Source organism: Kribbella sp. NPDC023972 (assembly GCF_040639075.1).
Classification (GTDB): domain Bacteria; phylum Actinomycetota; class Actinomycetes; order Propionibacteriales; family Kribbellaceae; genus Kribbella.
Genome location: NZ_JBEZZH010000004.1, coordinates 103,611 through 125,991, shown reverse-complemented (window position 1 = coordinate 125,991; position 22,381 = coordinate 103,611). Strand labels below are relative to the sequence as shown.

Sequence of the window (22,381 nt, the reverse complement as noted above, 5' to 3'; positions counted from 1 at the left end):
GGCCTCCGGCACCGGCGTGGTCATGGGGCCTTGGCTCCCGGCCTTCCCTCGTCGCTCCAGTCGCTGCGCTCCCTGCGCTCCTCAGTCCAGGCCGGGAGGCCCCATGACCTCGGTCGCACTGTCACAGCGCCGATCCACGAAGGCCGGAAAGGTCAAGGGAGGTGGCAAGTGGTCGCCTTGGTTGTTCGCGCTGCCCGCGCTGGCGGTGTACGTCGCGTTCCTGGTGTATCCCTCGGTGTCCTCGCTGTGGTTCAGCCTGACCGACTGGGACGGGCTCAGCGCGACGTACAACTTCGTCGGGCTGGAGAACTACGCCAAGATGCCGAGCGATCCGGTGGTCGTCACCGCGGTCCGGAACAACCTGATCTGGACCGTCGTGACGATCGCGTTCCCGACGATCATCGGGCTCGGGTTGGCGATCGCGCTGAACGGCAGGGTGCACGGCAAGCCGATCCTCCGGCTGATCTTCTACACACCGGCTGTGCTCCCCTTGGTCTCGATCGCGTCGATCTGGGGCTGGCTCTACAACCCGGACGCCGGCGCGATCAACTCGTTCCTGCGGCTGATCGGCCCGGACGGGCTGGCTCAGCCGTGGCTCGGGCAGGACTCGACCGCGTTGTGGGCGGTGATGGTGCCGGCCATCTGGTTGCGTACGGGCTTCCCGATGCTGCTCTATCTGGCCGCGCTGCAGGGGATCCCGAACGAGCTCTACGAGGCCGCGACCGTTGACGGTGCGACCCGCTGGCAACAGTTCTGGCACGTGACGATGCCGAGTCTGCGGCCGGCGCACTACATCGTGCTGGCGCTGTCGCTGATCGACTCGTTCAAGGTCTTCGACATGATCTACGCGATGACGTACGGCGGCCCCGGTACGGCGACGCAGGTGATGGGCACGTGGATGTACGCCAACGTCTTCCAGTACTACCAGGCCGGCTACGGCACCGCGATCGCCGTGGTGATCACTCTGGTCGCGATCGCCGTCGGCATCCCGTACGTCCGCTCGCAAACGAAGGAGGCGTCGTGACTGTGCTTTTGGCCGGGCCTCCGGCGCCGGCGTGGTCATGGGGCCTTGGCTCCCGGCCTTCCCTCGTCGCTCCGGTCGCTGCGCTCCCTGCGCTCCTCAGTCCAGGCCGGGAGGCCCCATGACCTCGATCGCACCCGTTCGCGTCGACGCGCCCGTCGTACCGAACGAGACGGAGCCGGTGAGTCAGCCGTCGAAGGGCCGCAAGGGGCTCGTGATCACGCTGGTGCTCACGGTGGTCGCGCTGTTCTGGATCTCGCCGCTGGCGTTGCTGGTGATCACCGCGGTCCGGCCGCTGGCGGACTTCGTCGGGAACGGGCCGCTGTCCTGGCCGGACCAGTTCACCTGGACGAACTTCAAGGACGCGTGGGGGATCGGCAACTTCGCCACCACCTATCGCAACAGCGCACTGCTGGCGTTGCTCAAGGTGCCGCTCGGCGTGCTGATCTCGGCGATGCTCGGGTTCGCGCTGGCCAAGCTGCGGATGAAGTTCCGCCGGACGGTGATGTTCACGGTGTTCCTCGGGCTGACCATCCCGATCTACATCACCATCGTCCCGGTCTTCATCATGATGCGCTCGGCCGGTGCGACCGACAGCATCTTCGGGCTGATCGGGCCGTACCTGGCCTTCGGTATCCCGTTCGAGGTGCTGGTGCTGCAGTCGTTCTTCCGGCAGATCCCGGACGAGATCATCGAGGCGGCCACGGTCGACGGCGCCGGCGACTGGCGGGTCTTCTTCACCATCATCCTTCCGCTGTCCACGCCGGCCCTGGTCACGGTGGCGATCCTGGACGCGGTGGCGACCTGGAACGAGTTCCTGTTCGCGCTGATCCTGCTGAACTCCGACGCCAACAAGACGATCCCGGTCGGGCTGCTCAACTTCCAGGGCCAGTTCGCCAACAACAACACCGGTCTCGCGGCGGGCATCCTGATCGCCGTGGTACCGATCCTGATCGCCTACACCCTCCTGCAGCGCTGGATCGTCGGCGGCCTCACGGCCGGCGCGACCAAGGGCTGACCGTAGAGAGAACCGCCCCGACAGAAGAGATGACGACATGACTGAACTACCGACCTTCGGTGCCGGTATCTGGCACTTCGCCACCTACAAGGACCGTTACGCCACCGACGGGTACGGCGACCCGGTCGGACTGCTCGAGCAGATCGACCGGGCCGGCGCCGTCGGCGACCTGTCCGTGGTCGACCTGAACTGGCCGTTCACCGGGTACGACGGAACACTCGACGAGGTGAAGGCGGCGCTGGAGCGGAACAACCTGAAGGCGATCGCGATCACTCCGGAGATCTACACCCGTGACTTCGTCAAGGGCTCCTTCACCAACCCGGACCCGGGTGTGCGCAAGCAGGCGATGGAGCTGTTGCATCAGGCAACTGAACTGGCCAAGGACCTGGGCTGTTCCTACGTGAAGCTGTGGCCCGGCCAGGACGGCTGGGACTACCCGTTCCAGGTGAACTACCACGACATCTGGAACCTGGCGCTGGACGGGCTGAAGGAGCTCGTCTCCGCGCACCCGGACATCAACTTCGTGATCGAGTACAAGCCGCGCGAGCCGCGGGTGAAGATCATCTTCCCGAACGTCGCCCGGACGCTGCTCGGGATCGAGAAGATCGGCCTGCCCAACCTCGGCATCCTGCTCGACTTCGGCCACTCGCTGTACGGGCAGGAGACCCCGGCCGACGCCGCCCAGCTGGCGATCGACTACGGCCGGTTGTTCGCGATCGACGTGAACGACAACCTGCGCGGGTGGGACGACGACATGGTGGTCGGCTCGGTGCACTTGGTCGAGACGTTCGAGTTCTTCCACACGCTGCGCAGGAACAACTGGGAGGGCGTCTGGCAGCTCGACCAGTTCCCGTTCCGCGAGGACAGTGTCGAGGCCGCCAAGCAGGCGATCCGGTTCCTGAAGGCCGTCCACCACGCCCTCGACGTACTGGACGAGGAGGCCCTTGCCGCGGCGCAGGCGTCGCACGACGCGCTGGCCGCGCAGAAGCTGGTCCAGAAGGTCCTGCTGACCTCGATGGCGGAGATCGCATGAGTCTGACGGTCGAGCACACGACGATGCCGGTGCTGGGGAGGCTGCCGATCCACAGCAGCCGCGCCGAGCAGGTGGCGCACATCGCCGAGGCGGCCAAGCAGATCCGGATCCAGGACCTCAAGCTGGTCCACCACGCCGGCGCCGGCCACATCGGTGGTGACTTCTCCGCGATCGACATCCTGGCCACCCTGTACGGCGCGGTGCTCGAGATCACGCCGGAGACGGTGACCGATCCGGAGCGGGACCGCTTCATCCTGAGCAAGGGGCATGTCGCCGGCGCGCTCTACACCACGCTGGCGGCCTTCGGGTTCCTGCCGGTCGAGGAGCTCGCGACCTTCCTCAAACCCCTGTCCGCGCTGAACGGGCACCCGAACCGGCGCAAGGTCGCCGGAGTCGAGGCCAACACCGGTCCGCTCGGCCACGGCCTGCCGGTCGCGGTCGGTCATGCGTTGTCGGCCAAGCTCGACGTGTCGCTGCGCCGTACCTATGTGCTGGTCGGTGACGGTGAGCTGCAGGAGGGCAGCAACTGGGAGGCGATGATGGCGGCATCGCAGTACCAGCTGGACCGGCTGACCGTGATCGTCGACCGGAACCGGCTGCAGCAGGGCGCCACCACGAAGGAGACCAACGACCTGGATCCGCTGCCGGAGAAGGCGATGGCGTTCGGGTTCGCGGTGGTGGAGGTGAACGGGCACGACCATGGCGAGCTGCTCGACGTGCTGTCCGCCGTACCGTTCCGGCCCGGGAAGCCGACCTTCGTGATCGCCCACACCCACAAGGGCCACCCGATCTCGTTCATGAGCAACAACGTCGCCTGGCACCACCGGGTGCCGGACGCCGCCGAGTTCCAGCAGGCGCTCACCGAGCTGGAGGCCGCGGGCAGACCCAGATTCGACAGGGAGCCGGCATGACTGTGCTTTTGGCCGGGCCTTCGGCGCCGGCGGGGTCATGGGGCTTTGCCTCCCGGCCTTTCCTCGTCGCTCCAGTCGCTTCGCTCCCTCCGCTCCTCAGTCCAGGCCGGGAGGCCCCATGACCATCGTGCACACGTCGATTGCGGACCAGCCGCGGTACGACTGCCGGGACGCGTACGTCGAGACGCTGGCCGAGCTCGCGCACGCGGACCACCGCATCGTCGGGGTGGTGAACGACTCGGTCGGTTCGAGCAAGCTGAACAGCTTCCGCAAGGCGTTCCCGGACCGGTTGATCAACGTCGGGATCGCCGAGCAGGACATGGTCGGCGTGGCGTCCGGGCTGGCCAACGGCGGCCGGATCCCGTTCGTCTCGGCCGCGTCCTGCTTTCTCACCGCCCGCGCGCTGGAGCAGATCAAGGCGGACGTCGCCTACTCGAACGCCAACGTGAAGTTGTGCGGGATGAGCCCCGGCGTCGCGTACGGCGAACTCGGCCCGACCCACCACTCGATCGAGGACATCGCCTGGCTGCGGGCGATCGCCAATATGACCGTGATCGTGCCGGCCGACCCGATCGAGACCGCGGCCGCGCTCCGCTGGGCGGCCGCGTCGGACGGGCCGGTGTTCATCCGGGTCAGCCGGATGAGCGTGCCGAAGGTGTACGCCGACGACTACGAGTTCCAGCTGGGCAAGGCGATCACCGTCCGGGCCGGGGACGACGTGACGCTGATCAGCAACGGGACCGTGCTGTGGCGGGCGCTGGCGGCGGCCGAACAGCTCGCCACCGAAGGGATCTCGGCCCGGGTGCTGTCGATGCCGACAGTGAAACCGCTGGACGTCGACGCGGTGGTCGCAGCCGCGCGGGAGACGGCCGGCATCGTCACCGCCGAGGAGGCGGTGACCGGCGGCGGCCTCGGCGGCGCGGTCGCGGAGACCGTCGTCCAGCACCATCCGGCGCGGGTGTCGATCCTCGGGATTCCCGAGTTCGCGCCCACGGGGTCGGCCGGCTACCTGCTGGACCACTACGGCCTGTCGCCGGACGGGATCGCGAGCTCCGCCCGGCAGCTGCTCACGACAGGTAGGTGACCAGGTCGGCGATCGAGACCATCGCGAAGGCGTGGGTGTCGGCGAAGGTGCGCAGGTCCGGGCCTGTCATCAGGGTGCCGTCGTCGTTCATCAGTTCGCCGATCACGCCGACCGGCGGCAGTCCGGCCAGCCGGACGAGTTCAACGGTGGCCTCGGTGTGACCGGGCCGCTGCCGGACGCCGCCGTCCACCGCGCGCAGCGGGAGGATGTGACCGGGCCGGATCAGGTCCGCGGGCTGTGCCGCCGGGTCGGCCAGCACGCGGACGGTCCGGGCCCGGTCGGCGGCCGAGATCCCGGTCCCGATACCGGCGCTCGCGTCCACGGAGATCGTGTACGCCGTCCGCAGGCTGTCCTGGTTGTCCGGCACCATCAGCGGCAGCTCGAGCCGGTCCAGGATCTCCGGCGCGGCCGGCGCGCAGACGTAGCCGCTGGTGTACCGAACCAGCAGGGCCATCAGTTCGGGGGTGGCCAGGCTCGCGGCGAAGGTCAGGTCGCCTTCGTTCTCCCGGTCCTCGTCGTCGACGACCACGACCGGCCGTCCCAGGGCGATCTCGTCGACGGCGCGCCGGATCGTGTCCAGGCGGGTGGTGGTTGCGGAGCTCACGGTCGCTGTCCTCTCGGCGTGGCACTCCGGGGCAACGACAAGCTCCGCGGGCACGTCCGGCTCACGAGCCGGCAGCGCACCGCGAAGACTGCCACGTGCGTCTTCCCATCCGGACTTTCACCGTCGGTCCCGGAGTTCCACCGGGTCAACCGGACGTCCTCGCGGACGTACGGGTCGCGGACTGTCACCGCCGGCTCGGAATTTCACCGACCCCAGAGCACGTGTGGTCTTGCTGTTCACCGATCAGTTTATCCGTCCCGACGATCCTTGGAGTGTCATGTCCATCTCAGTCTGGCGTGAGCACGAGCTCGAGCTGACCCGGAGCCACCAGGAGCCGTACGCCGCCGAGGAGTGGGCCGAGTTCGAGCACGAGAGCGGTCTCCGGTTGCGCCGGCCCGCGTTCTGGGACGGCGGGGACACCTGGCGAGTGCGCTTCGCCGCGCCGGATCCGGGTCGCTGGCAGTGGACCAGCGGATCGGACCATGGTGTGCTCGACGTACGACCGGCCGCTCCTGACGAGCCCAACCCGTTCTACGCCCACGGCTTCTGGCGGATGTCGCCCGGTGGTCGCAGCCTGGTCCACGCGGACGGTACGCCGGCGATCATGGCCGCCGACACCGCCTGGGCACTGCCATGGCGGGCGACGCCCGACCAGGTTCGCGAGTACGCCGCCGACCGGCAGGCGAAGGGCTTCAACGCCGTCCTGCTGATGAGTGTGCAGCCCGACATGCGAGCCGTCGGCCCACGTGACCGCACCCAGGACGAGGGCTTCGGTGTCGGCTTCGAGGACCTCCCCGAGGGACACCTGAACCAGCTGAACGTCGAGTACTTCCAGTACCTCGACCACCTGCTCCGGATCCTGGTCGAGCACGGCATCGTCCCGGTCCTCCAGCCGGTCTTCCAGGGCTTCGGCTGGAAGGGCCTCGACGTCGCCGGCACCGTCGTACCGCCGGAGGAGTACGCGCGGTACTGCCGCTACCTCGTCGCCCGGTACGGCGCCCAGCCGGCGATCTACCTGGTTGGCGGGGATGGGTCCGGTGAGGAGCCGCAGGTCGCGGCGGGCGGGATCGCTGTGCAGGCAGCGGACTGCTACGACCAGCCGACCGGGATCCACTACCGTCCGCACAGCCGGGCCCGGGCGCACCAGGACGCCGACTGGCTCGACTTCCAGTGGTGCCAGACCGGTCACCAGGGCGAGCACGTGCCCGAGCGGGTCGCGGACATGTGGCGGAATCAGCCGGTCAAGGCGGTCGCGAACGGCGAGCCGACGTACGAGAACACCCGGGAGACGGGCCGGGCGGCCGGCTGGTGGCAGGGGCACGAGGCGTGGAGCAACCTGTGCGCGGGCGGGACGATGGGCGTCGTCTACGGCGCGGGCAGTCTGTGGCAGTGGATGCTGCGTCCGGACGAGCCCGGTCAGTCGGAGTACTTCGCCGCGCCGGGAGCCGGCTGGCGCGAGGCGGTCGGGTTCGAGGGGTCGTCGTACGTCGGGCTGGTGCCGAGGATCCTGGCCGGTCTGCCGACGACCGACATGGAACCGGACTGGACCGGGGCGATCACCGGCCGGGCGCTGAACGTGCCGGGCAGGTTGTTCGTGGCCTACCGCGACAACGGCGGGCCGATCATGGTCTTCGACGACGCGATTCCGCTCGGTTACCGGATCGTCGATCCGCGTGACGGCTCGGTGGTCGCCACGGGCAAGCGCGACTCGCCGCGCGATCTCATCCCCGATCCGGGCGGCGCACCGCGGGTCTACATCTGTGCGGCCGACCTATAGAGTCCCATGCTGATCGTCTGTCAGGGGGTCTCGAGGTGAACAACCGCGCGGTGCGGCAACCGGGGCTGGACGAGTTGCGGCTGCTGGCGAAGGTGGCCCGGATGTACCACGAGAAGGGCATCCGGCAGCCGAAGATCGCCGCCGAGCTCAACCTGTCCCAGGCGCGCGTGTCGCGGATGCTCAAGCAGGCCGTCGAGGTCGGCATCGTGCACACCGTGGTGACCATGCCGAGCGGGGTGCACAGCGACCTCGAGGACGAGCTGCAAGGGCGCTACGGCCTGCGCGACGCGGTGGTCGTCGACACGCTCGGGGTGGCGGACGACGTACTCCCGGCGCTCGGGTCGGGTGCGGCGGCGTACATCGACATGACGCTCACCGGCGGGCACGTGATCGGGATCTCGTCCTGGAGCGAGACGCTGATCAGCGCGGTCGACCGGATGCCGCGCAAGAGCGTGCCGGTGGTGGACAAGGTCGTGCAGATCGTCGGCGGGCTGGGCGACGCGGCGGTGCAGATGCAGGCGACCCGGCTGACCGCGCGGTTCGCCGAGCTGACCGGCGGGATGCCGGTCTACCTGCCGGCGCCGGGATTGGTCGGGACGCCCGCGGTCCGGCGCGCGATGATGAACGACGTGTCCGTGCGGGACGTTCTGGGCACCTGGGGACAGCTCACCGACGCCCTGGTCGGGATCGGCAGTCTCGAGCCGTCGCCGCTGCTGCAGCGCAGTGGGAACGCGGTCGCCGAGGCGGACCAGGACGAGCTGCGCCGGCTCGGCGCGGTGGGCGACGTCTGTTTCCGGTTCTTCGACGAAGAGGGAAAGCACGTGCGCTCCACGTTCGACCAGCGAGTCATCGGGGTGACCGCCAAGGAACTGCTGGCGGTGCCGCGCCGGATCGGTGTGGCCGGCGGTGAACGGAAGTTCTCCGCGATCCGGGCGGCGCTGCTGGGTGGCTGGGTCAACATCCTGATCACCGACCTGGCAATGGCCAACCGCCTGCTCGACGACACGGCCTGATGGATCGCGACGAACAGCGCGACGTCTACCGGACTCTCGACCTGGCCCTGCGGGTCGGTGAGGTGCTGTTGTCCAGCGGCGCCGGTACGGCGGACGCCACCGCGACCATCCTCGGTGTGACCGCGGCCGGGGGGCTGCGCGGGTGCGAGGTCGACATCACGTTCACGTCGATGGCGATCTCGTACCAGGCAGCGCCGGACGTCGCGCCGGAGACCCACATCCGCCTGGTCCGCTACCGCTCGCAGGACTTCTCCCGGCTCACCGACGTCGATCGGCTGGTACGGCGGCTCGCCCGGGGCGACGTGACCCGCGACGAAGCGAGTCGCGAGCTGGCTCGATTGACCTCCGCGGGACCGCCGTACCCGCGCTGGAGCGCCGTACTGGCCTGGGGGGTGATGGCGGGTGGTGCGACGCTGCTGCTCGGCGGTGGCTGGCTGATCACGCTGGTCGCGGTCGTCACCGCGATCGTGATCGACCTGAACAACCGGTGGTTCAACCGGCAGCGGCTGCCCGCGTTCTACCAGCAGGTGGCGGGCGCCTTCGTCGCCACCGCGGTCGCGCTGATCCTGTACGCCGTGCACGCGCCGGTCAAACCGTCCCTGGTCGTTGCCGCAGGCATCATCATGCTGCTGGCCGGGATCGCGCTCACCGGTGCCGTCCAGGACGCGATCACCGGGTACTACGTGACCGCCGCGGCCCGAAGTCTCGAGGCGATGCTGCTGACCGGCGGGATCATCGCCGGTGTCAGCCTCGGCCTCACGCTGGGAATCAAGCTCGGTCTGAACGTCGGTATCGAGGCGCAGACGATCCAGCTGGCGAACCTGCCGATCATGGTCGGCTCAGGTGCGCTGATGGCGGTTGCGTTCGCCTACGCGTCGTACGCGCCGCTGCGGGCGTTGCTGCCGATCGCGGCGATCGGTGCGCTCGGCTCGCTGGTGTTCACCCTGATGACCCGGGCGTCCTTCGGGCCGGCCTGGTCGACGGCTGCGGCAGCCTTCGTGGTCGGTCTGGGCGGCTATTCGCTCGGCCGTCGTACCGGCGTACCGCCGCTGGTGGTCGTTGTCTCCGGCACCATTCCGCTGCTGCCCGGATTGACCATCTACAAGGGTCTCTACGAGCTGATGGGCCTCGGCAACCTGATCGGCATCGTCAGCCTGGCCACCGCGGTCGCCATCGGTGTCGCCCTCGCCTCGGGGGTGATCCTCGGCGAGTACGTCGCCCAGCCGATCCGGCGCGAGGCCCGGCGACTCGAGGATCGCCTCGCCGGGCCCCGCCTGGTCGGACCGCGCCGTCCGGTACGACGGCGTACCGGATCCCGCCGCAGCCGCCGCCGCACGGCCTTGCCTTAGCTGATCTCCTTGGTGTGGTTTACTTCCGGCTGGTGCGACTCCAAGGTGTGACGGTCGGGATCTTCCCGGGCCCGTCGGCTCCGCCGGTTGGCGGAGTGACCCGGCGCTGACCGGGGCCATGCGGTGATACCCCGCTTCAGCTCGGACCACCAGGTCCCTGGCCGGAACTCACAGCCGGAGAGCGAAGCATGTTCACAGGACGAATCGAGCACACGGCCACGGTCGCCGAGGTCATCGGCGACGTACTGCGGGTCAAGTCCGAGATCGCCGTCACGCCGGGTGGCGCGGTCTGCCTCGACGGGATCAGGTTCACCGCCGAGCCTGCCGACGCCGGCGAGGTACGGGTGGTCGTGACGGAGGAGACCAGGCGGCGTACGACGCTGGACCGCGTCGCGGCCGGTATGACGATGAACGTCGAGCTACCGATCGCCGCCGGCGACCGGATCGACGGTCACCTGGTCCAGGGCCATGTGGAAGGCGTCGGCAAGGTTCTTCGCGTCACCGCCGAACCAGCCGGCCGCCGCGTCTGGATCAAGCCACCGGATCGCCTGCTGGCGAAGCTGGTGGCCAAGGCCTCGGTCGCGATCGACGGCGTCAGCATCACCGTGGCGGAGGTACTGAAGGACCGGTTCTCGGTGGTCCTGGTGCCGAACACGCTGGAGAAGACCAAGCTCGGCACGCTGGCCGAGGGAGATCGGGTCAACCTGGAGAGCGACCTGCTCGTCCGGATGGCCCGTGACCGTCAGGGGCCCGAACTGCTGAGGGCGGTCAGCCGGTTGCCGTGGGCTGGTCAGCTCAGCGGCGAGATCGGCGTCCAGAAGGTCGTCGCGCAAATCGCCGCCGGCGGTGGTGTCGTGGTCTGGGATCCGACCGCGGAGAGCGAAGGCGATGTCGTCTTCGCCGGCGAGCGGTTCCGGCCCGAAGCGATGACCTTCCTGCTCACGAACGCCTGTGGACACACGACGATTCCGTCTGCGGCCGACGTACTGGAGCGGCTGGAGATTCCACCGATGCCGGGCGAGGGCGACCGGCAGGGTACGGCGATGCATGTGTCGATCGATCTCGCCTCCGCGACCGGGACCGGCGTGGCGGCGGCCGAGCGGGCGGCGACGATTCGCCGGCTGGCGTCGCCGGACGCCGTACCGACCGACTTCCTCCGGCCGGGTCACGTGTTCCCCCTTGCCGCGCGACCAGGACTGTTGGCCGAGCGGCTCGGCCACACCGAGGCGACAGTCGCGTTGTGTCGCGCGGCCGGGCTGGCGCCGGTCGGGGTGTGCTGCGAGGTGATGCGGCCGGACGGCGTGATGGCCGGGCCCGCCGACCTGGAGCAGTTCGCGCTGCGCTGGGAGCTGCCGATGATCGACATCCACGACCTGGTCCGCTGGCTGTGAAGGGCGCCGAGCTGTCGAGCGGCAGCCGCGGCTCGCTGTCCATCGTCGTCGCCCGCCGTTACTGCTGATCAGGCGAGTCCGTTAGAGTTACTGACTGGAAACATCGGCTGATCGCCGGGGTGGCCCGGCGGGCTCGGAGGATCGACGTGGCTTTGGGTAGGACATCCCCGCGGGACCTGCCGTTGTTCGCGGATCTGTCCGGACGGGACATCAGGGACATCTTCCGGGCCGGCGAGGAGGTCTCCGTGCCGGCCGGCTGGTCCCTGATCCTCGAGCAGACCCCGCCGGACGCGGCGTACCTGATCCTGAGCGGTACGGCGGCGGTCCGGGTGAAAGGCGAGGAGATCGCCGAGCTCGGCCCGGGTGACATCGCCGGCGAGGTGGCGGTCCGGAAGAACACGTTGCGGACGGCAACGGTGACGGCGAAGTCGCGGCTGCAGCTGCTGCACTTCACCCGGGAGAAGTTCGACGACCTGACCCGCCGGCTGCCCGCGTTCCGGGACGCCATCGACGCCACCATCGCCGAGCGCCGCGGTGGTTCCTGACCCCACGGCGCCGGCCGACCCGGCCGCCGTACAGCGGGATTTCGAGCAGGCGCTGCTCGGCGGGGAGCGGAAGTTCACCCGGATCCAGGTGTCGGAGCGGGCCGGGATCTCGATCGCACGGGCCGAGCGGATGTGGCACGCGCTCGGCTTCGCGACCGTGCCGGACGACGAGATCGCGTTCACCGACGGCGACGTCGAGGCGTTGCGCCTGGTCGCGGCGCTGGAGGACGACGGGTTCATCGACCCCGAGCTCGAGTCGTCACTGGCTCGAAAGCTCGGCCAGACCCAGTCCCGGCTGGCGTCCTGGCAGTCCGCGATGTTCCTGGAGTTCCTCGGCAACACGAAGCTGTCCGCAGACGAGGCGATCGAGACCGCCGGCCTGCTGCTGCCGGCGATGGAGCGACTGCAGACGTACGTCTGGCGCCGGCACCTGGCCGCCGCCGCGGGCCGGGCGGTGGCCGGGTCCGGCGAGCTCGCCCGCGGCGTCCGCGCGGTCGGGTTCGCCGACATCGTCAGCTACACCCGGATGGCCCGTCGCCTGACCGAGGTCGAGCTCGGCCAGCTGATCGAACGGTTCGAGGGGACGGCCGCGGACGTCGTCGCGCTGAACGGCGGCCGGGTGATCAAGTCGATCGGCGACGAGGTCCTGTTCGTCACCGACACCGCCGCCGAGGGTGCGGCGGTCGCCCTCGCGCTGCAGGACGCCGTCGCCGCGGACGGCGACCTGCCCGAACTGCGCATCGGCCTTGCCTACGGCACCATCCTGATCCGGCTCGGCGACGTGTACGGCGAGGTGGTCAACCTCGCCGCGCGGCTCACCTCCGAGTGCAAACCCGGCCGCGTCCTGGCCGACCGTGAGCTCGCCGCGGCGCTGGACGGCCATCCCGACTACCGGCTGCGACGCCTCCGCCGAGTCTCCGTCCGCGGCTACCACCACCTGGTCCCGTACGCCGTCCAGCGGGCGGAGTGAGTCAGAATTGCCCGTGTGCGCGAGGTTCTGACGACGGCCGAGTTGATCGACGCCAGTGCCGGCGATCCGATGATCGTCTGGGCCGGGCAGGGGTTCCGTCCGGGTGTCCGGGCCTGGTACGACGGGGCCGCGGTGGCCGTCGCCGCACCGGAACTGTCCAAGCGCGATCGGCTCGCGGTCGCCGGGCCGGTGGATTCGGTCGCACGCCTTGCGGCTCAGGCCTTCGCCGAGGTGGGCAGCGAATTCCGCCCGTTCGGCGACGAGCAGTTGATCCGTGATCTCGCCGACCGCGTGCCCGGCCTGTCGTTCTCGGCCGCCTTCGGCTGGATGGACACGACCGTGCTTCCCACGCTGCCGACAACGGCCGCCTGGCTCGATGGCGACACCGGAGTCGAGGCACTACTCGCCGAGGCCGCGCCGTCGTCGTACGCCTGGCCCGGGCGTCCCGGCGTACGACGCTGGGCTGCGGCCACCGGGGACGAGGGGGAACTGCTGAGCATCGCCGCGGACGCGTGGAGCGCTCCGGGAGTCGGCTTCCTTGCGGGCGTCGCGACTCTACCTGTTGCCCGAGGCAAAGGTCTGTCCCGCCAGGTCTGCGGTTTCGTCACCGCCGAACTGGTGAAACAGCACGGCCGCGCCGCCCTGATGGTCGACCACGCCAACGCCGCCGCCATCGCGGTCTACCGGCGACTGGGCTACACGTACCGCCACGTCGCGGCGGCACACCTCTAGTACGTACCTACGTGGTGGGCCGGGTCATGCTCGGCGGGCACGCTGAAGTCCTGTACGGCAGCGCGCGACAGGCTGGTGGTTCACCTAGCGGGTCGGCTGGACGGTCAGGGTGACGCTTGGCCGGGTAGTTGCCGAGGCGGTGGGCGTGGTCGTCGGTGTGCTGGTGGGTGGGGTGGTTTGGGTGGCTGGGGCCGGTGGCGGGATGAAGGGGGCCTTGTCGGAGTCCTTGCAGTTCTCGCCGTCGACGTTGCCGTACTCGTCCGGTGTCACGATCTTGTGCGGGAAGACGTTGCTGGTGGTGTTGGGGTCGACCCGGCCGTTGTGCGTGTCGCAGTCCTGGCGCGGCAGGGCGATCGGGTTGCCCTCCTGGTCGTACAGCCGCACGCTGACTTGCTTGCCCTGCGCATCGAACGGGTAGATGTTCGACACCGCCATACCGTTGAGGGCGAGGCCGTCCGGGGTGTACGCCGCCGGGTTGCTGCTGTAGTCGTTGTAGTTGTTCAGGAACCCGAACGACGCGCCCAGGTATGCGGCCGCGAGGAACGCCGGCACGGTGATCGCGGCGACGACGTTGAGTGGTACGACGTACCACAGCCAGCGTGGGTCCTGCTGAGTCCGGCGGCCGATCCAGATCGAGACCGCGGCACCGGCGAGCGCGCCGACCACCGCGACCGCGCCGGCGCCGAACAGCGCGAAGAAACCGCCACCACCGATGGCGCCGCGGGCGACCCACCAGACCGGCTGGCCGATGGTGACCAGTTCGCGGCGGACGTTCGGCGGGATCTGGTCGATCAGGCCGCGGACCGCTTCCGCGCCGCGCTCACCGCGCGGGGTGTCGAGCACGATCCGCGGATCGTTGCCGCGCAGTGCGCGGACCCCGAGATACGCCGCACCGAACAGCACGGCGAGACCGAGAACGCCGAAGAACACGGTCTCCTCGTACGACCAGGCGAAGATGCCGATGGCAACGAAGAACGGCCCGACGGTGGCCGCGATCAGGCCCCAGCGCAGCGCCTTGCGGCCCGCGTCCCGATCCGCGACCGGCTGGGTCCGCGGTGGGTATCCGGCCGCGGTCCGCAGCTCGGCGGCGTACTCCCGCGGCGTGCCGAGGCGCTCCTGCAAGGCTGCGGTGGTGGGTTCCTGCTCGAACTCGGCGGCCACCTCGGTGAGGTGACCGCTGACCTCCTCCAGCACGTCCTCCAGCTCACCCGGCGGCAGGTCGCTCAGCTCGGCCCGCACCTGGGCCAGGTAGATCGCGACCGCTCCGGTCAGGGTGCTGTTCACGCGGCCTCCTTCTCCAGCAGCAGCACCGACATCGTGTCGGCGAAGTGGTTCCAGGTCTTGGTCGACTGAGCCAGCATGTCCCGGCCGGTCTTGTTCAGCCCGTAGTACTTGCGGTGCGGGCCTTCCTCACTCGGTTGCACGTACGACGTCAGCGCGCCGGCCGCGAACAACCGCCGCAACGTCCCGTACACCGACGCGTCCGCGACGTCCTCCAGCCCGGCCGCCCGCAGCCGCCGCAGTACGTCGTACCCGTACCCGTCGGCGTCCCGCAGCACGGCGAGCACCGCCAGATCCAGCACACCCTTGAGCAACTGGCTGGTGTCCATCAGACCTCCCTCGGTGCACCGGGAGGCTGGACCCCTCAGACCACCCTCCCGGTGCTCTACCGACCACACTACTACACACTGCGGAGTACTACGCAACACAGCGCCTCACGTCCTCACGCGAGCTCGTCCGGCGGAGGTCAGCAATTTCGATCAAGTCCGGCGGTCGCCGGGACGGGCACAGTAGGGGGCATGGCGGATCTGTTCGAGGAGTTCGTGGCGGTGGTGGCCGAAGGGCTGGCGGGGCCGGGCGAGCTGGTGGCCGGGGCGGCGCTGGCTGGGCGGGTGCATCTGTCGCGGTTTCATTTTGACCGGGTGATCGGTGCGGTGGCGGGCGAGTCGCCGTACGCGTTCCGGCGGCGGGTGCTGCTGGAGCGGGCGGCGTACCGGCTGCTGGCTGAGGACTCGGCGGTGCTCGACGTTGCGGTGGAGGCGGGGTACGGGTCGCACGAGGCGTTCACGCGGGCGTTCGTACGGGCGTATGGGATGTCGCCGCGGGAATGGCGGCGGGAGTCGTCGCGGGTGTTCTTCCTGTCGGCTCCGAGCGGGGTTCATTTTCAGCCGCCGGCGGGCCTGCGCCTGCCGGCCAGGAAAGAGGTGCGAGGCATGGATGTCCTGGTCAGAATGGTCGAACATCACGTCTGGTTGACCGGCGAGCTGATCGAACGCGGCGCCCGCCTGGACGCTGCGGCACTGGACCGGCCGATCGAACTGTCGGTGGAGGGGATCGACGACGACATCTCGATCCGCTACCTGCTGGATCGCCTGGTCTGGCAGGAGGAGATGTGGCTGGCCTCGGTCGAGGACCGCCCGTTCCAGGTGCCGGAGTGCGGTCGCGAGGTGGTCACCCCGATCCCGGAACTCCGCGACCGGCATGCGGTCGCGGGCTCCCGGTTCGTTGCCTTGGTCAATCAGTTGAACGACGAGGGGCGCTTCGACGAGTCGTTCGTCGACACGACCTGCGAACCACCCCGCGTCTTCACGTACGGCGGCATGGTCGCCCACGTCCTCACCTTCGCCGCCCACCGAAGGTCGCTGCTGATCGGTGCCTTCCACACCGCCGGCATCACCGACCTCGGCTTCGGGGACCCCATGCACTACGTGGCCGACGGCAGGTAGGGCGGTATCCGTCGCAACGGCCTGGTGCTGGCCTGGTGGCTCACCTGAGTCGCCAGCCTCGTCACCGGCTCCGCTCGGTCAGTTCTTCGGGTCGTGCAGGTCGGGGCGTTGGGTGGGGGTGGTGATGTCTACGTCGATGGCTTGGATCTTGGTCGGGGCGGGGACGGTGCCGGACGTGACGGGGAGGTTGAGTTTGCTGCCGGCCAGGTCGATGTCGATGGTGGCGCCGGTGTCGTTGGGGGTGGTCCATTCGGTGTCGCTCAAGGTGACGGCGAGACCGAGGATGCGGCCCTTGGGGATGACTTGGTCCTGGGCGCGGAGAGGGACGGTGACGGTGGACCACTTGCCGGGGGTGAGCGGGGTCGGCTTGCTCGAAGACTTGCTGTGGGCGGCGTCGATCCAGCCGCGGCTGACGATGCCGTGATCGCTGCTGCTGGTGAGCTTGTCGACCGTGTAGTAGCAGGCGTCGTCGAAGTCGGTGCTCTCGCCCTCGCAGGTGGCTTCGTCGGTACGGCGGATGCCGGAGAACCTCTGGGCGTCGCCGTACTCGATCAGGCGTGCGCTGACCGGCGTGGTGACCGAGTCGGCCTTGATCTTCAGCGTGACGGACGGCGTACCGCTGATCCGGATCGGGGCCGGCAGTGGCGCGGACAGGAACATCTGCCGGCCGGCGATCACCTCGGACGGGTCGGCGACGATGTCGTCCTCGGTCAGGTCGGGATCATCGGTGATCGTGACAGAACCCTTGCCCGAGGCACCTAGTTTGCCGGCTGCGAGCGGGACCGGGACGGTGCGGTTCACCGCCGGCCAGGTCTTGTAGTCGCGCCACACGTCGGGAGCGGTCTCGACCGACGCCATCGGCTCGTTCATGACGCCGTTCTGCAGACCCTGCAGCCAGTAGTCGAACCACTCGTGCAGCTCGTCCACCCACTTGTCCCGGCGGAACTCGAACGGATCCACGTGGTCCTCGAGCCCCAGCCACAGCCGGCGCGGAACGTTGTTCTTCGCCAGAGCCGTCCACCACTGCGAGAAGTGGTTCGTCTGGACGTTGTAATCGCTCAGCCCGTGCGTCATGAAGACGGACGCCTTCACGTTCGACGCGTTCTTCAGGTAGTCCCGCTCGGCCCAGAAGTCGGTGTAGTCACCGGTCTCGTCGTCGTCGTTGTCACCGAGGTCAGCCCGTACGGCGTCGCACGCGGCCGAGTCGTGGCCGACGTACCCGCCGAGCCAGGGCAGGTAGTCGTCGGAGTAGGGCACGCCGCCGGAGCGGGTGTAGTCGTACCAGGACGAGATCGCGGAGATCGGCACGATCGTCTTCAGTCCCTTGACGCCGGTCGCGGCGACACCGTTCGCGAGGGTCCCGTCGTACGACTTGCCGATCATCCCGACCGCGCCGCTGGACCAGGTCGCCTCGACGTCCTCGCCGTCCGCGGTGTGCGCGGTGTTGCGGCCGTTAAGCCAGTCGATCACGGCGACGACGGAGTCGATCTCGTCCTTGCCGCCGACGTCACCACAGCCGGTCGACCGGCCGGTCCCGACGATGTCGACGCCGACGACGGCGTACCCGCGCGGGACGAAGTAGTTGTCGTAGTACAACGGCATCTTCTGGATGACGCCGTTCTCGTCGTAGGTCTTCTTCTCGCTCTCGTTGCCGCGACCACAGCAGGAGTAGTACGGCGACGCGTCCATGATCACCGGGATGCGCAGGCCGGTCAGGTCGGTCTCGCGGGGCCGGACGATGTCGACCGCGACGACGTCGTTCTCGCCGTCGGAGTCGGTGTCCATCGTGGTGTCGACGTACACGGACTCGCGGAGCGCGTCGGCGTAGTCGTAGATCGGCCGGGTCCTGCGGGTGGCCGGGTCGACGTACGGTGGGACTGAGGGGCTCGCGACCGGTGCGGAAGCCCCCCGTGCGACGGGGTCGTCCGGCATCCGGGCAGCCGCAGCGGTACCGGTGACGGTCCCCAGGCTGAGCACGGTGGACGAGACCAGGATCGTCACCCTGGCGCGGACGGTCGTCATGGCTGGGAAGGCTAGTCACTCAGGAGGCCTAAAGCCAGGTTCAGCCAAGATTGGCAGCTACTTCCCCGCCACACAGCGTAATGGTGGACTAGTTCCTATAAGGTGACGGCAACCACCCCGGGGGGGAAAGTACGAAAGGGTAGGCCAGTGAATCTGCGAGCACCGGTGACATTGCTGGACGTGGCACAGCGCGCGGGTGTGTCGGTCGCGACCGCGTCCCGCGTGCTCAACGGCGGGGACCGGGTGCCCCGTCCTGAGCTGCAGGAACGGGTCAAAGCCGCCGCGGACGAGCTCGGGTACACGCCGAACGCGCAGGCGCAGGCGCTGGCCAAGTCGTCGACCAACGTGGTCGGCATCCTGGTGCACGACATCGAGGACCCGTACTTCGCCGCGATCGCGAACGGTGTGATGCGGGCCGCCGACGAGCGTGGGCTGCTGGTGATGATGGCGAGCACCTTCCGTGACGCGGAGCGTGAGATCGCCTATCTTTCCTCGCTGCGCGCCCAGCGGGCCCGGGCCGCGGTGATGATCGGCAGCCGGCGGACCGACGCGGAGAGCCTGGCCCGGACGGCGACCGAGATCGAGACGTTCCTCAACTCCGGCGCGGGTCTGGCGCTGGTCAGTCAGTCCGGGATGCCGGCGCACACCATCGAGCCGGACAACCGTTCCGGTGCGGCCGAGCTGGCCCGGTCGCTGGCCGGCCTCGGCTGGCGGAAGTTCGCCGTACTGGGTGGACCGGACGCGCTGGCGACGGCGCGAGACCGGCGGGACGGATTCATCGCCGGGCTGGCGGAGGCCGGGCTGCAGCCGGTCGCGGTCGAGGCCGGCGAGTTCACCCGTGACGGTGGGTACGCCGCGGCCGAAGTGCTGCTGGACCGCAGGACCGACCTGGACTGTGTGTTCGCGGTGAACGACGTGATGGCGGTCGGGGCGATGTCCGCGCTGCGGGCCCGCGGGGTCGACGTACCGGGCCAGCTGGGAGTGGCCGGGTTCGACGACATCGCGACACTGCGGGACGTGTGGCCGGGGCTGACCACGGTCCGGCTGCCGCTGGAGCAGATGGGCCGGCGCGCGCTCGAGCTCGCGATCGAAGGTGGCGAGACGACCACCGAGACGTTCAAGGCCGAGGTCGTGCTGCGGGAAAGTACCGCACGCCGGTAAGTCCTGCGGGAAAGCACCGCGCGCCGCTGAAATATGCTCGGCGGCGTGACCGATACCGCGCACGTCTCCGAGATCTTCGACGCGTCGGCCTGGAAGCAGGTGGACGGCTTCGACCTGACCGACATCACCTACCACCGGGCGGTCGACGCCGGGGTGGTGCGGATCGCGTTCAACCGGCCCGAGGTGCGGAACGCGTTCCGGCCGCACACCGTGGACGAGTTGTACCGGGTGCTCGACCACGCGCGGATGTCGACCGATGTCGGCTGTGTCCTGCTCACCGGCAACGGGCCGTCGCCACGGGACGGCGGCTGGGCGTTCTGCTCGGGCGGTGACCAGCGGATCCGGGGCAAGGACGGTTACAAGTACGCCGAGGGGACCACGGCCGAGACCATCGACCCGGCGAAGGCGGGCCGGCTGCACATCCTCGAGGTGCAGCGGCTGATCCGCTTCATGTCGAAGGTGGTCATCTGCGTCGTACCGGGCTGGGCCGCCGGTGGTGGGCACAGCCTGCACGTGGTTGCGGACCTGACGCTGGCGTCGGCGGAGCACGCGCGGTTCAAGCAGACCGACGCGGATGTGGCGTCGTTCGACGGCGGGTTCGGATCGGCATACCTGGCCCGGCAGGTCGGGCAGAAGTTCGCCCGGGAGATCTTCTTCCTCGGCGACGAGTACAGCGCCGAGGACGCCTACCGGATGGGCATGGTGAACAAGGTCGTCCCGCACGCCGAGCTCGAGCAGGTGGCGCTGGAGTGGGGCAAGAAGATCTGCGCCAAGTCGCCGACGGCGCAGCGGATGCTCAAGTACGCCTTCAACCTGATCGACGACGGCCTGGTCGGCCAGCAACTCTTCGCCGGCGAGGCCACCCGCCTGGCGTACGGCACCGACGAGGCCGCCGAGGGCCGCGACTCCTTCCTCGAGAAGCGCCCGGCCGACTGGTCGCCGTACCCGTACGCGTTCTAACACTGATCGCTGAGTAGTTCGCAGAAAGTTTTGTGCGAACTACTGACAGTTCGCGGTAAGGCGCTTACCGTCGAACGGTATGGACAACTTTTCCCGCCGTGGGTTGCTCACCGGAGCCGGCGCTCTGCTCGCCGCCGGAGCCGTGGGTACGTCCACCGCCGCCGCCCGCCCTGTCCGTACTCTCAGCCTCCCCGCCACCAAGCGCTTCGTCATGGGCGGAGCCGGTGGTGAGATCTTCCGCAGCAAGCCGCTGCAGGACGTGACCGTCATGCAGTCGTTTGCGTTCGACACTCCGAACAACCGGCTCTTCGCCGGCCAGTTGCGAGCGGGTCGGCCCGGCAACAACGGCGACCTCACCCTGACCCAACTGCGCATCGACGACGGTGCCCGACTCGGCCACATGTACCTGAACGGCTTCGGTCACGCCGTGTCGATCGGCGCCGAAGCTGTCGGCAGTACGACGTACCTCTGGACTGAGACCGATGTGGACACGGCCAACGGGCGCGGGCGGCAGATCGCCCGGTTCCCGTGGCAGCCCGATGCGACGCTGACGTCGTCTTCGGTGACCAAGTGGAAGCCGGTTGCGAATGGCAGTGTGTTCACGCCCGCGGTCGACCAGCGGTACGGCCGGCTCGGGGTGCGGTACGCGTTGTCGGACGGGATGCACATCAATGTGTATTCGCTCGCCGCGGCGCGGGCCGGAGACTTCTCGACTGTGCTCGCGTCGTTCAAGCAGCCCGCGTTGACGTCTGGTGTCGCCTTCCAGGGGTGGGCGCTGTACGGCTCGTACGTCTACTTCTGGGAAGGCAACCCCTATCCGGGCAGCCCGAATCAGGACGACGCGACGTCGAAGCTGTGGTGCTACGACATCAACGCCGGCCGGCTCGTCGACTCGTTCCGCACGCTGGCGGGGTGGAGCCTGACCTACCGTGAGGCCGAGGGCATGGCCGTCTACGGCTCCACCGACGCGACCGCGCGGCTGTACTTCGGCTTCGCGTCAGGCGGCACCGGAGACCGCCGCGCCAGCTTCTTCTACCGCGACGAACTCGTCCAACCCCCGTCCCTATTGCGCGACGCCGTACAAGCGGTCGCCGGCGTCGCCCAGGCCGGGGACGATGTAGCCCTTGTCGTTCAGGTGTGAGTCCATGCCGGCGATGACGAGGATGCAGGGTACGGCGAGCTCGGCCAGTTCGCGCTCGATCCGCTCGACGCCTTCGGGGGCGGCGAGCAGGCAGATCGCGGTGATGTGGTCGGCGCCGCGGTCGACCAGGAACTGGATCGCCGCGGCCAGCGTGCCACCGGTCGCCAGCATCGGGTCGAGCACGTAGCACTGGCGCCCGGACAGATCCTCCGGCAGCCGTTCGGCGTACGTCGACGCGGTCAGCGTCTCCTCGTTGCGGATCATGCCGAGGAACCCGACCTCGGCCGTCGGCAGCAGCCGGCTCATCCCCTCGAGCATGCCGAGACCCGCGCGCAGGATCGGCACCACGAGCGGCTTCGGTGCGGTCAGCTTCACGCCCTCGGCCTCGGCGACCGGGGTCTGCACGGTGACCGGCCCGGTCCGGACGTCGCGGGTCGCCTCGTAGGCGAGCAGCGTGACGAGCTCCTCGGTCAGCCGCCGGAAGGTGGGCGAGTCCGTGCGCTCGTCCCGCAGCGCGGTGAGCTTGTGGGCGACGAGCGGGTGGTCCACGACGAGGATCTGCATAAGCCGGAACGGTACCGTCGGCGATTCGCGGCGGGGAAGCGAGCTCGCTGTCAGACTGGAAAGTGCACCGGATGTTGCCCTGCTCGCCCCCACAGGGAGTACGCCGATGACCGAGAGCGCCGGCAAGTCGCCCGAACAGCGCGATCGCCTCCGCCGCCGCGCTGCGTTCCTGCGCGAACTGGAGGAGGCTCGTGCCCTCCGCGACCGGATCGCACCGCGGCGCGCCCGGGTCCGACAGCTCCGGGAAGCGATGCGCCGAGCGACGTATCATCACTGAGCGTTTACGGACGTGACAACTACTCATGACCGGGGGCGAGTGGGGTGGGCAAGGCATCTGATACCGCGTCGAGATCGCGAAT

General features: G+C 69.1%; 22 protein-coding genes and 1 riboswitch. Of the genes, 17 read left to right on the top strand and 5 right to left on the bottom strand.

Going from position 1 to position 22,381, the window contains the following annotated elements; genetic code table 11:
• Positions 1–103: 103 nt before the first annotated feature.
• The 5 genes from AB0F43_RS17650 (at position 104) to AB0F43_RS17630 (ending at position 5,067) form a co-directional block, all read left to right on the top strand.
• A complete protein-coding gene (locus tag AB0F43_RS17650) occupies positions 104–1,024 on the top strand; it encodes a sugar ABC transporter permease (protein WP_360477173.1) in 921 nt (306 codons plus the stop codon).
• A gap of 118 nt (positions 1,025–1,142) precedes the next feature.
• Positions 1,143–2,039, top strand: a complete 897-nt coding sequence (locus AB0F43_RS17645; protein ID WP_360477170.1) for a carbohydrate ABC transporter permease — start codon at positions 1,143–1,145, stop codon at positions 2,037–2,039.
• 37 nt (positions 2,040–2,076) lie between these two features.
• Entirely contained in the window at positions 2,077–3,072 is a 996-nt protein-coding gene (locus tag AB0F43_RS17640) for a sugar phosphate isomerase/epimerase family protein (RefSeq protein WP_360477167.1), read from the top strand.
• Positions 3,069–3,983: a transketolase gene (locus AB0F43_RS17635; protein ID WP_360477164.1), complete on the top strand. Its 915-nt coding sequence runs from the start codon at positions 3,069–3,071 to the stop codon at positions 3,981–3,983. The genes AB0F43_RS17640 and AB0F43_RS17635 overlap by 4 nt, the downstream gene beginning before the upstream one ends.
• Before the next feature lie 118 nt (positions 3,984–4,101).
• Positions 4,102–5,067, top strand: coding sequence for a transketolase family protein (locus tag AB0F43_RS17630; protein ID WP_360477161.1), 966 nt, complete (start codon positions 4,102–4,104; stop codon positions 5,065–5,067).
• Here the strand turns inward: AB0F43_RS17630 and ribB are convergent.
• Entirely contained in the window at positions 5,051–5,671 is a 621-nt protein-coding gene (gene ribB / locus AB0F43_RS17625) for a 3,4-dihydroxy-2-butanone-4-phosphate synthase (protein WP_360477158.1), read from the bottom strand. The genes AB0F43_RS17630 and ribB overlap by 17 nt on opposite strands.
• Before the next feature lie 91 nt (positions 5,672–5,762).
• A riboswitch (FMN riboswitch) is annotated at positions 5,763–5,896 on the bottom strand.
• Positions 5,897–5,948: 52 nt separating this feature from the next.
• On the opposite strand from ribB, the gene AB0F43_RS17620 reads away from it, so the two are divergent.
• The 7 genes from AB0F43_RS17620 to AB0F43_RS17590 all read left to right on the top strand — a co-directional run bounded on the left by AB0F43_RS17620 (position 5,949) and on the right by AB0F43_RS17590 (position 13,448).
• Positions 5,949–7,448 carry a DUF4038 domain-containing protein gene (locus tag AB0F43_RS17620; protein WP_360477155.1) on the top strand — a complete coding sequence of 500 codons (1,500 nt, stop codon included), beginning with the start codon at positions 5,949–5,951 and terminating at the stop codon, positions 7,446–7,448.
• Positions 7,449–7,483: 35 nt separating this feature from the next.
• Positions 7,484–8,461, top strand: a complete 978-nt coding sequence (locus AB0F43_RS17615) for a sugar-binding transcriptional regulator (RefSeq protein ID WP_360477152.1) — start codon at positions 7,484–7,486, stop codon at positions 8,459–8,461.
• Positions 8,461–9,810, top strand: coding sequence for a threonine/serine exporter family protein (locus AB0F43_RS17610; protein WP_360477149.1), 1,350 nt, complete (start codon positions 8,461–8,463; stop codon positions 9,808–9,810). Before AB0F43_RS17615 ends, AB0F43_RS17610 begins: the two co-directional genes overlap by 1 nt.
• 188 nt (positions 9,811–9,998) lie before the next feature.
• Positions 9,999–11,201, top strand: coding sequence for a 3,4-dihydroxy-2-butanone-4-phosphate synthase (locus AB0F43_RS17605; RefSeq protein ID WP_360477146.1), 1,203 nt, complete (start codon positions 9,999–10,001; stop codon positions 11,199–11,201).
• 146 nt (positions 11,202–11,347) lie between these two features.
• Complete coding sequence (locus AB0F43_RS17600) at positions 11,348–11,746, top strand: cyclic nucleotide-binding domain-containing protein (RefSeq protein WP_360477144.1); 399 nt, start codon at positions 11,348–11,350, stop codon at positions 11,744–11,746.
• Positions 11,736–12,716, top strand: a complete 981-nt coding sequence (locus tag AB0F43_RS17595) for an adenylate/guanylate cyclase domain-containing protein (protein WP_360477141.1) — start codon at positions 11,736–11,738, stop codon at positions 12,714–12,716. The genes AB0F43_RS17600 and AB0F43_RS17595 overlap by 11 nt, the downstream gene beginning before the upstream one ends.
• Positions 12,717–12,731: 15 nt before the next feature.
• The gene (locus tag AB0F43_RS17590; protein WP_360477138.1) at positions 12,732–13,448 is read left to right on the top strand and encodes a GNAT family N-acetyltransferase; all 717 of its coding nucleotides are present in this window, start codon (positions 12,732–12,734) and stop codon (positions 13,446–13,448) included.
• An 84-nt stretch (positions 13,449–13,532) separates the two neighbouring features.
• On the opposite strand, the gene AB0F43_RS17585 is transcribed toward AB0F43_RS17590, so the two are convergent.
• Positions 13,533–14,732 carry a hypothetical protein gene (locus AB0F43_RS17585; protein ID WP_360477136.1) on the bottom strand — a complete coding sequence of 400 codons (1,200 nt, stop codon included), beginning with the start codon at positions 14,730–14,732 and terminating at the stop codon, positions 13,533–13,535.
• Complete coding sequence (locus tag AB0F43_RS17580) at positions 14,729–15,058, bottom strand: PadR family transcriptional regulator (RefSeq protein WP_360477133.1); 330 nt, start codon at positions 15,056–15,058, stop codon at positions 14,729–14,731. The genes AB0F43_RS17585 and AB0F43_RS17580 overlap by 4 nt, the downstream gene beginning before the upstream one ends.
• 189 nt (positions 15,059–15,247) lie before the next feature.
• Here AB0F43_RS17580 and AB0F43_RS17575 point away from each other — a divergent pair, with 189 nt between their 5' ends.
• Positions 15,248–16,174: a helix-turn-helix domain-containing protein gene (locus tag AB0F43_RS17575; protein WP_360477130.1), complete on the top strand. Its 927-nt coding sequence runs from the start codon at positions 15,248–15,250 to the stop codon at positions 16,172–16,174.
• A gap of 78 nt (positions 16,175–16,252) precedes the next feature.
• On the opposite strand, the gene AB0F43_RS17570 is transcribed toward AB0F43_RS17575, so the two are convergent.
• A complete protein-coding gene (locus AB0F43_RS17570; protein WP_360477127.1) occupies positions 16,253–18,196 on the bottom strand; it encodes a Xaa-Pro dipeptidyl-peptidase in 1,944 nt (647 codons plus the stop codon).
• Positions 18,197–18,343: 147 nt separating this feature from the next.
• Here AB0F43_RS17570 and AB0F43_RS17565 point away from each other — a divergent pair, with 147 nt between their 5' ends.
• The 3 genes from AB0F43_RS17565 (at position 18,344) to AB0F43_RS17555 (ending at position 21,458) form a co-directional block, all read left to right on the top strand.
• Positions 18,344–19,357: a LacI family DNA-binding transcriptional regulator gene (locus AB0F43_RS17565; protein WP_360477125.1), complete on the top strand. Its 1,014-nt coding sequence runs from the start codon at positions 18,344–18,346 to the stop codon at positions 19,355–19,357.
• Between the two features lie 45 nt (positions 19,358–19,402).
• On the top strand, positions 19,403–20,317 hold the full coding sequence (locus AB0F43_RS17560; RefSeq protein WP_360477122.1) for a 1,4-dihydroxy-2-naphthoyl-CoA synthase: 915 nt from the start codon (positions 19,403–19,405) through the stop codon (positions 20,315–20,317).
• 79 nt (positions 20,318–20,396) lie between these two features.
• Entirely contained in the window at positions 20,397–21,458 is a 1,062-nt protein-coding gene (locus AB0F43_RS17555) for a hypothetical protein (protein WP_360477119.1), read from the top strand.
• Here AB0F43_RS17555 and upp read toward each other — a convergent pair.
• A complete protein-coding gene (upp, locus tag AB0F43_RS17550) occupies positions 21,381–22,022 on the bottom strand; it encodes a uracil phosphoribosyltransferase (RefSeq protein WP_360477116.1) in 642 nt (213 codons plus the stop codon). The two genes, AB0F43_RS17555 and upp, sit on opposite strands and share 78 nt — an antisense overlap.
• A gap of 106 nt (positions 22,023–22,128) precedes the next feature.
• Here upp and AB0F43_RS17545 point away from each other — a divergent pair, with 106 nt between their 5' ends.
• Positions 22,129–22,299, top strand: a complete 171-nt coding sequence (locus tag AB0F43_RS17545; RefSeq protein ID WP_360477113.1) for a hypothetical protein — start codon at positions 22,129–22,131, stop codon at positions 22,297–22,299.
• Positions 22,300–22,381 lie beyond the last annotated feature (82 nt).

What these genes read in the sequence shown, in the direction of transcription:
- AB0F43_RS17605 (WP_360477146.1), top strand. Translation starts at nt 9,999, where the DNA reads ATGTTCACAGGACGAATCGAGCACACGGCCACGGTCGCCGAGGTCATC.
- AB0F43_RS17645 (WP_360477170.1), top strand. Translation starts at nt 1,143, where the DNA reads ATGACCTCGATCGCACCCGTTCGCGTCGACGCGCCCGTCGTACCGAAC.
- AB0F43_RS17555 (WP_360477119.1), top strand. Translation starts at nt 20,397, where the DNA reads ATGGACAACTTTTCCCGCCGTGGGTTGCTCACCGGAGCCGGCGCTCTG.
- AB0F43_RS17630 (WP_360477161.1), top strand. Translation starts at nt 4,102, where the DNA reads ATGACCATCGTGCACACGTCGATTGCGGACCAGCCGCGGTACGACTGC.
- AB0F43_RS17635 (WP_360477164.1), top strand. Translation starts at nt 3,069, where the DNA reads ATGAGTCTGACGGTCGAGCACACGACGATGCCGGTGCTGGGGAGGCTG.
- AB0F43_RS17650 (WP_360477173.1), top strand. Translation starts at nt 104, where the DNA reads ATGACCTCGGTCGCACTGTCACAGCGCCGATCCACGAAGGCCGGAAAG.
- AB0F43_RS17640 (WP_360477167.1), top strand. Translation starts at nt 2,077, where the DNA reads ATGACTGAACTACCGACCTTCGGTGCCGGTATCTGGCACTTCGCCACC.
- AB0F43_RS17620 (WP_360477155.1), top strand. Translation starts at nt 5,949, where the DNA reads ATGTCCATCTCAGTCTGGCGTGAGCACGAGCTCGAGCTGACCCGGAGC.
- AB0F43_RS17610 (WP_360477149.1), top strand. Translation starts at nt 8,461, where the DNA reads ATGGATCGCGACGAACAGCGCGACGTCTACCGGACTCTCGACCTGGCC.
- AB0F43_RS17545 (WP_360477113.1), top strand. Translation starts at nt 22,129, where the DNA reads ATGACCGAGAGCGCCGGCAAGTCGCCCGAACAGCGCGATCGCCTCCGC.
- AB0F43_RS17570 (WP_360477127.1), bottom strand. Translation starts at nt 18,196, where the DNA reads ATGACGACCGTCCGCGCCAGGGTGACGATCCTGGTCTCGTCCACCGTG.
- AB0F43_RS17580 (WP_360477133.1), bottom strand. Translation starts at nt 15,058, where the DNA reads ATGGACACCAGCCAGTTGCTCAAGGGTGTGCTGGATCTGGCGGTGCTC.
- AB0F43_RS17575 (WP_360477130.1), top strand. Translation starts at nt 15,248, where the DNA reads ATGGCGGATCTGTTCGAGGAGTTCGTGGCGGTGGTGGCCGAAGGGCTG.
- upp (WP_360477116.1), bottom strand. Translation starts at nt 22,022, where the DNA reads ATGCAGATCCTCGTCGTGGACCACCCGCTCGTCGCCCACAAGCTCACC.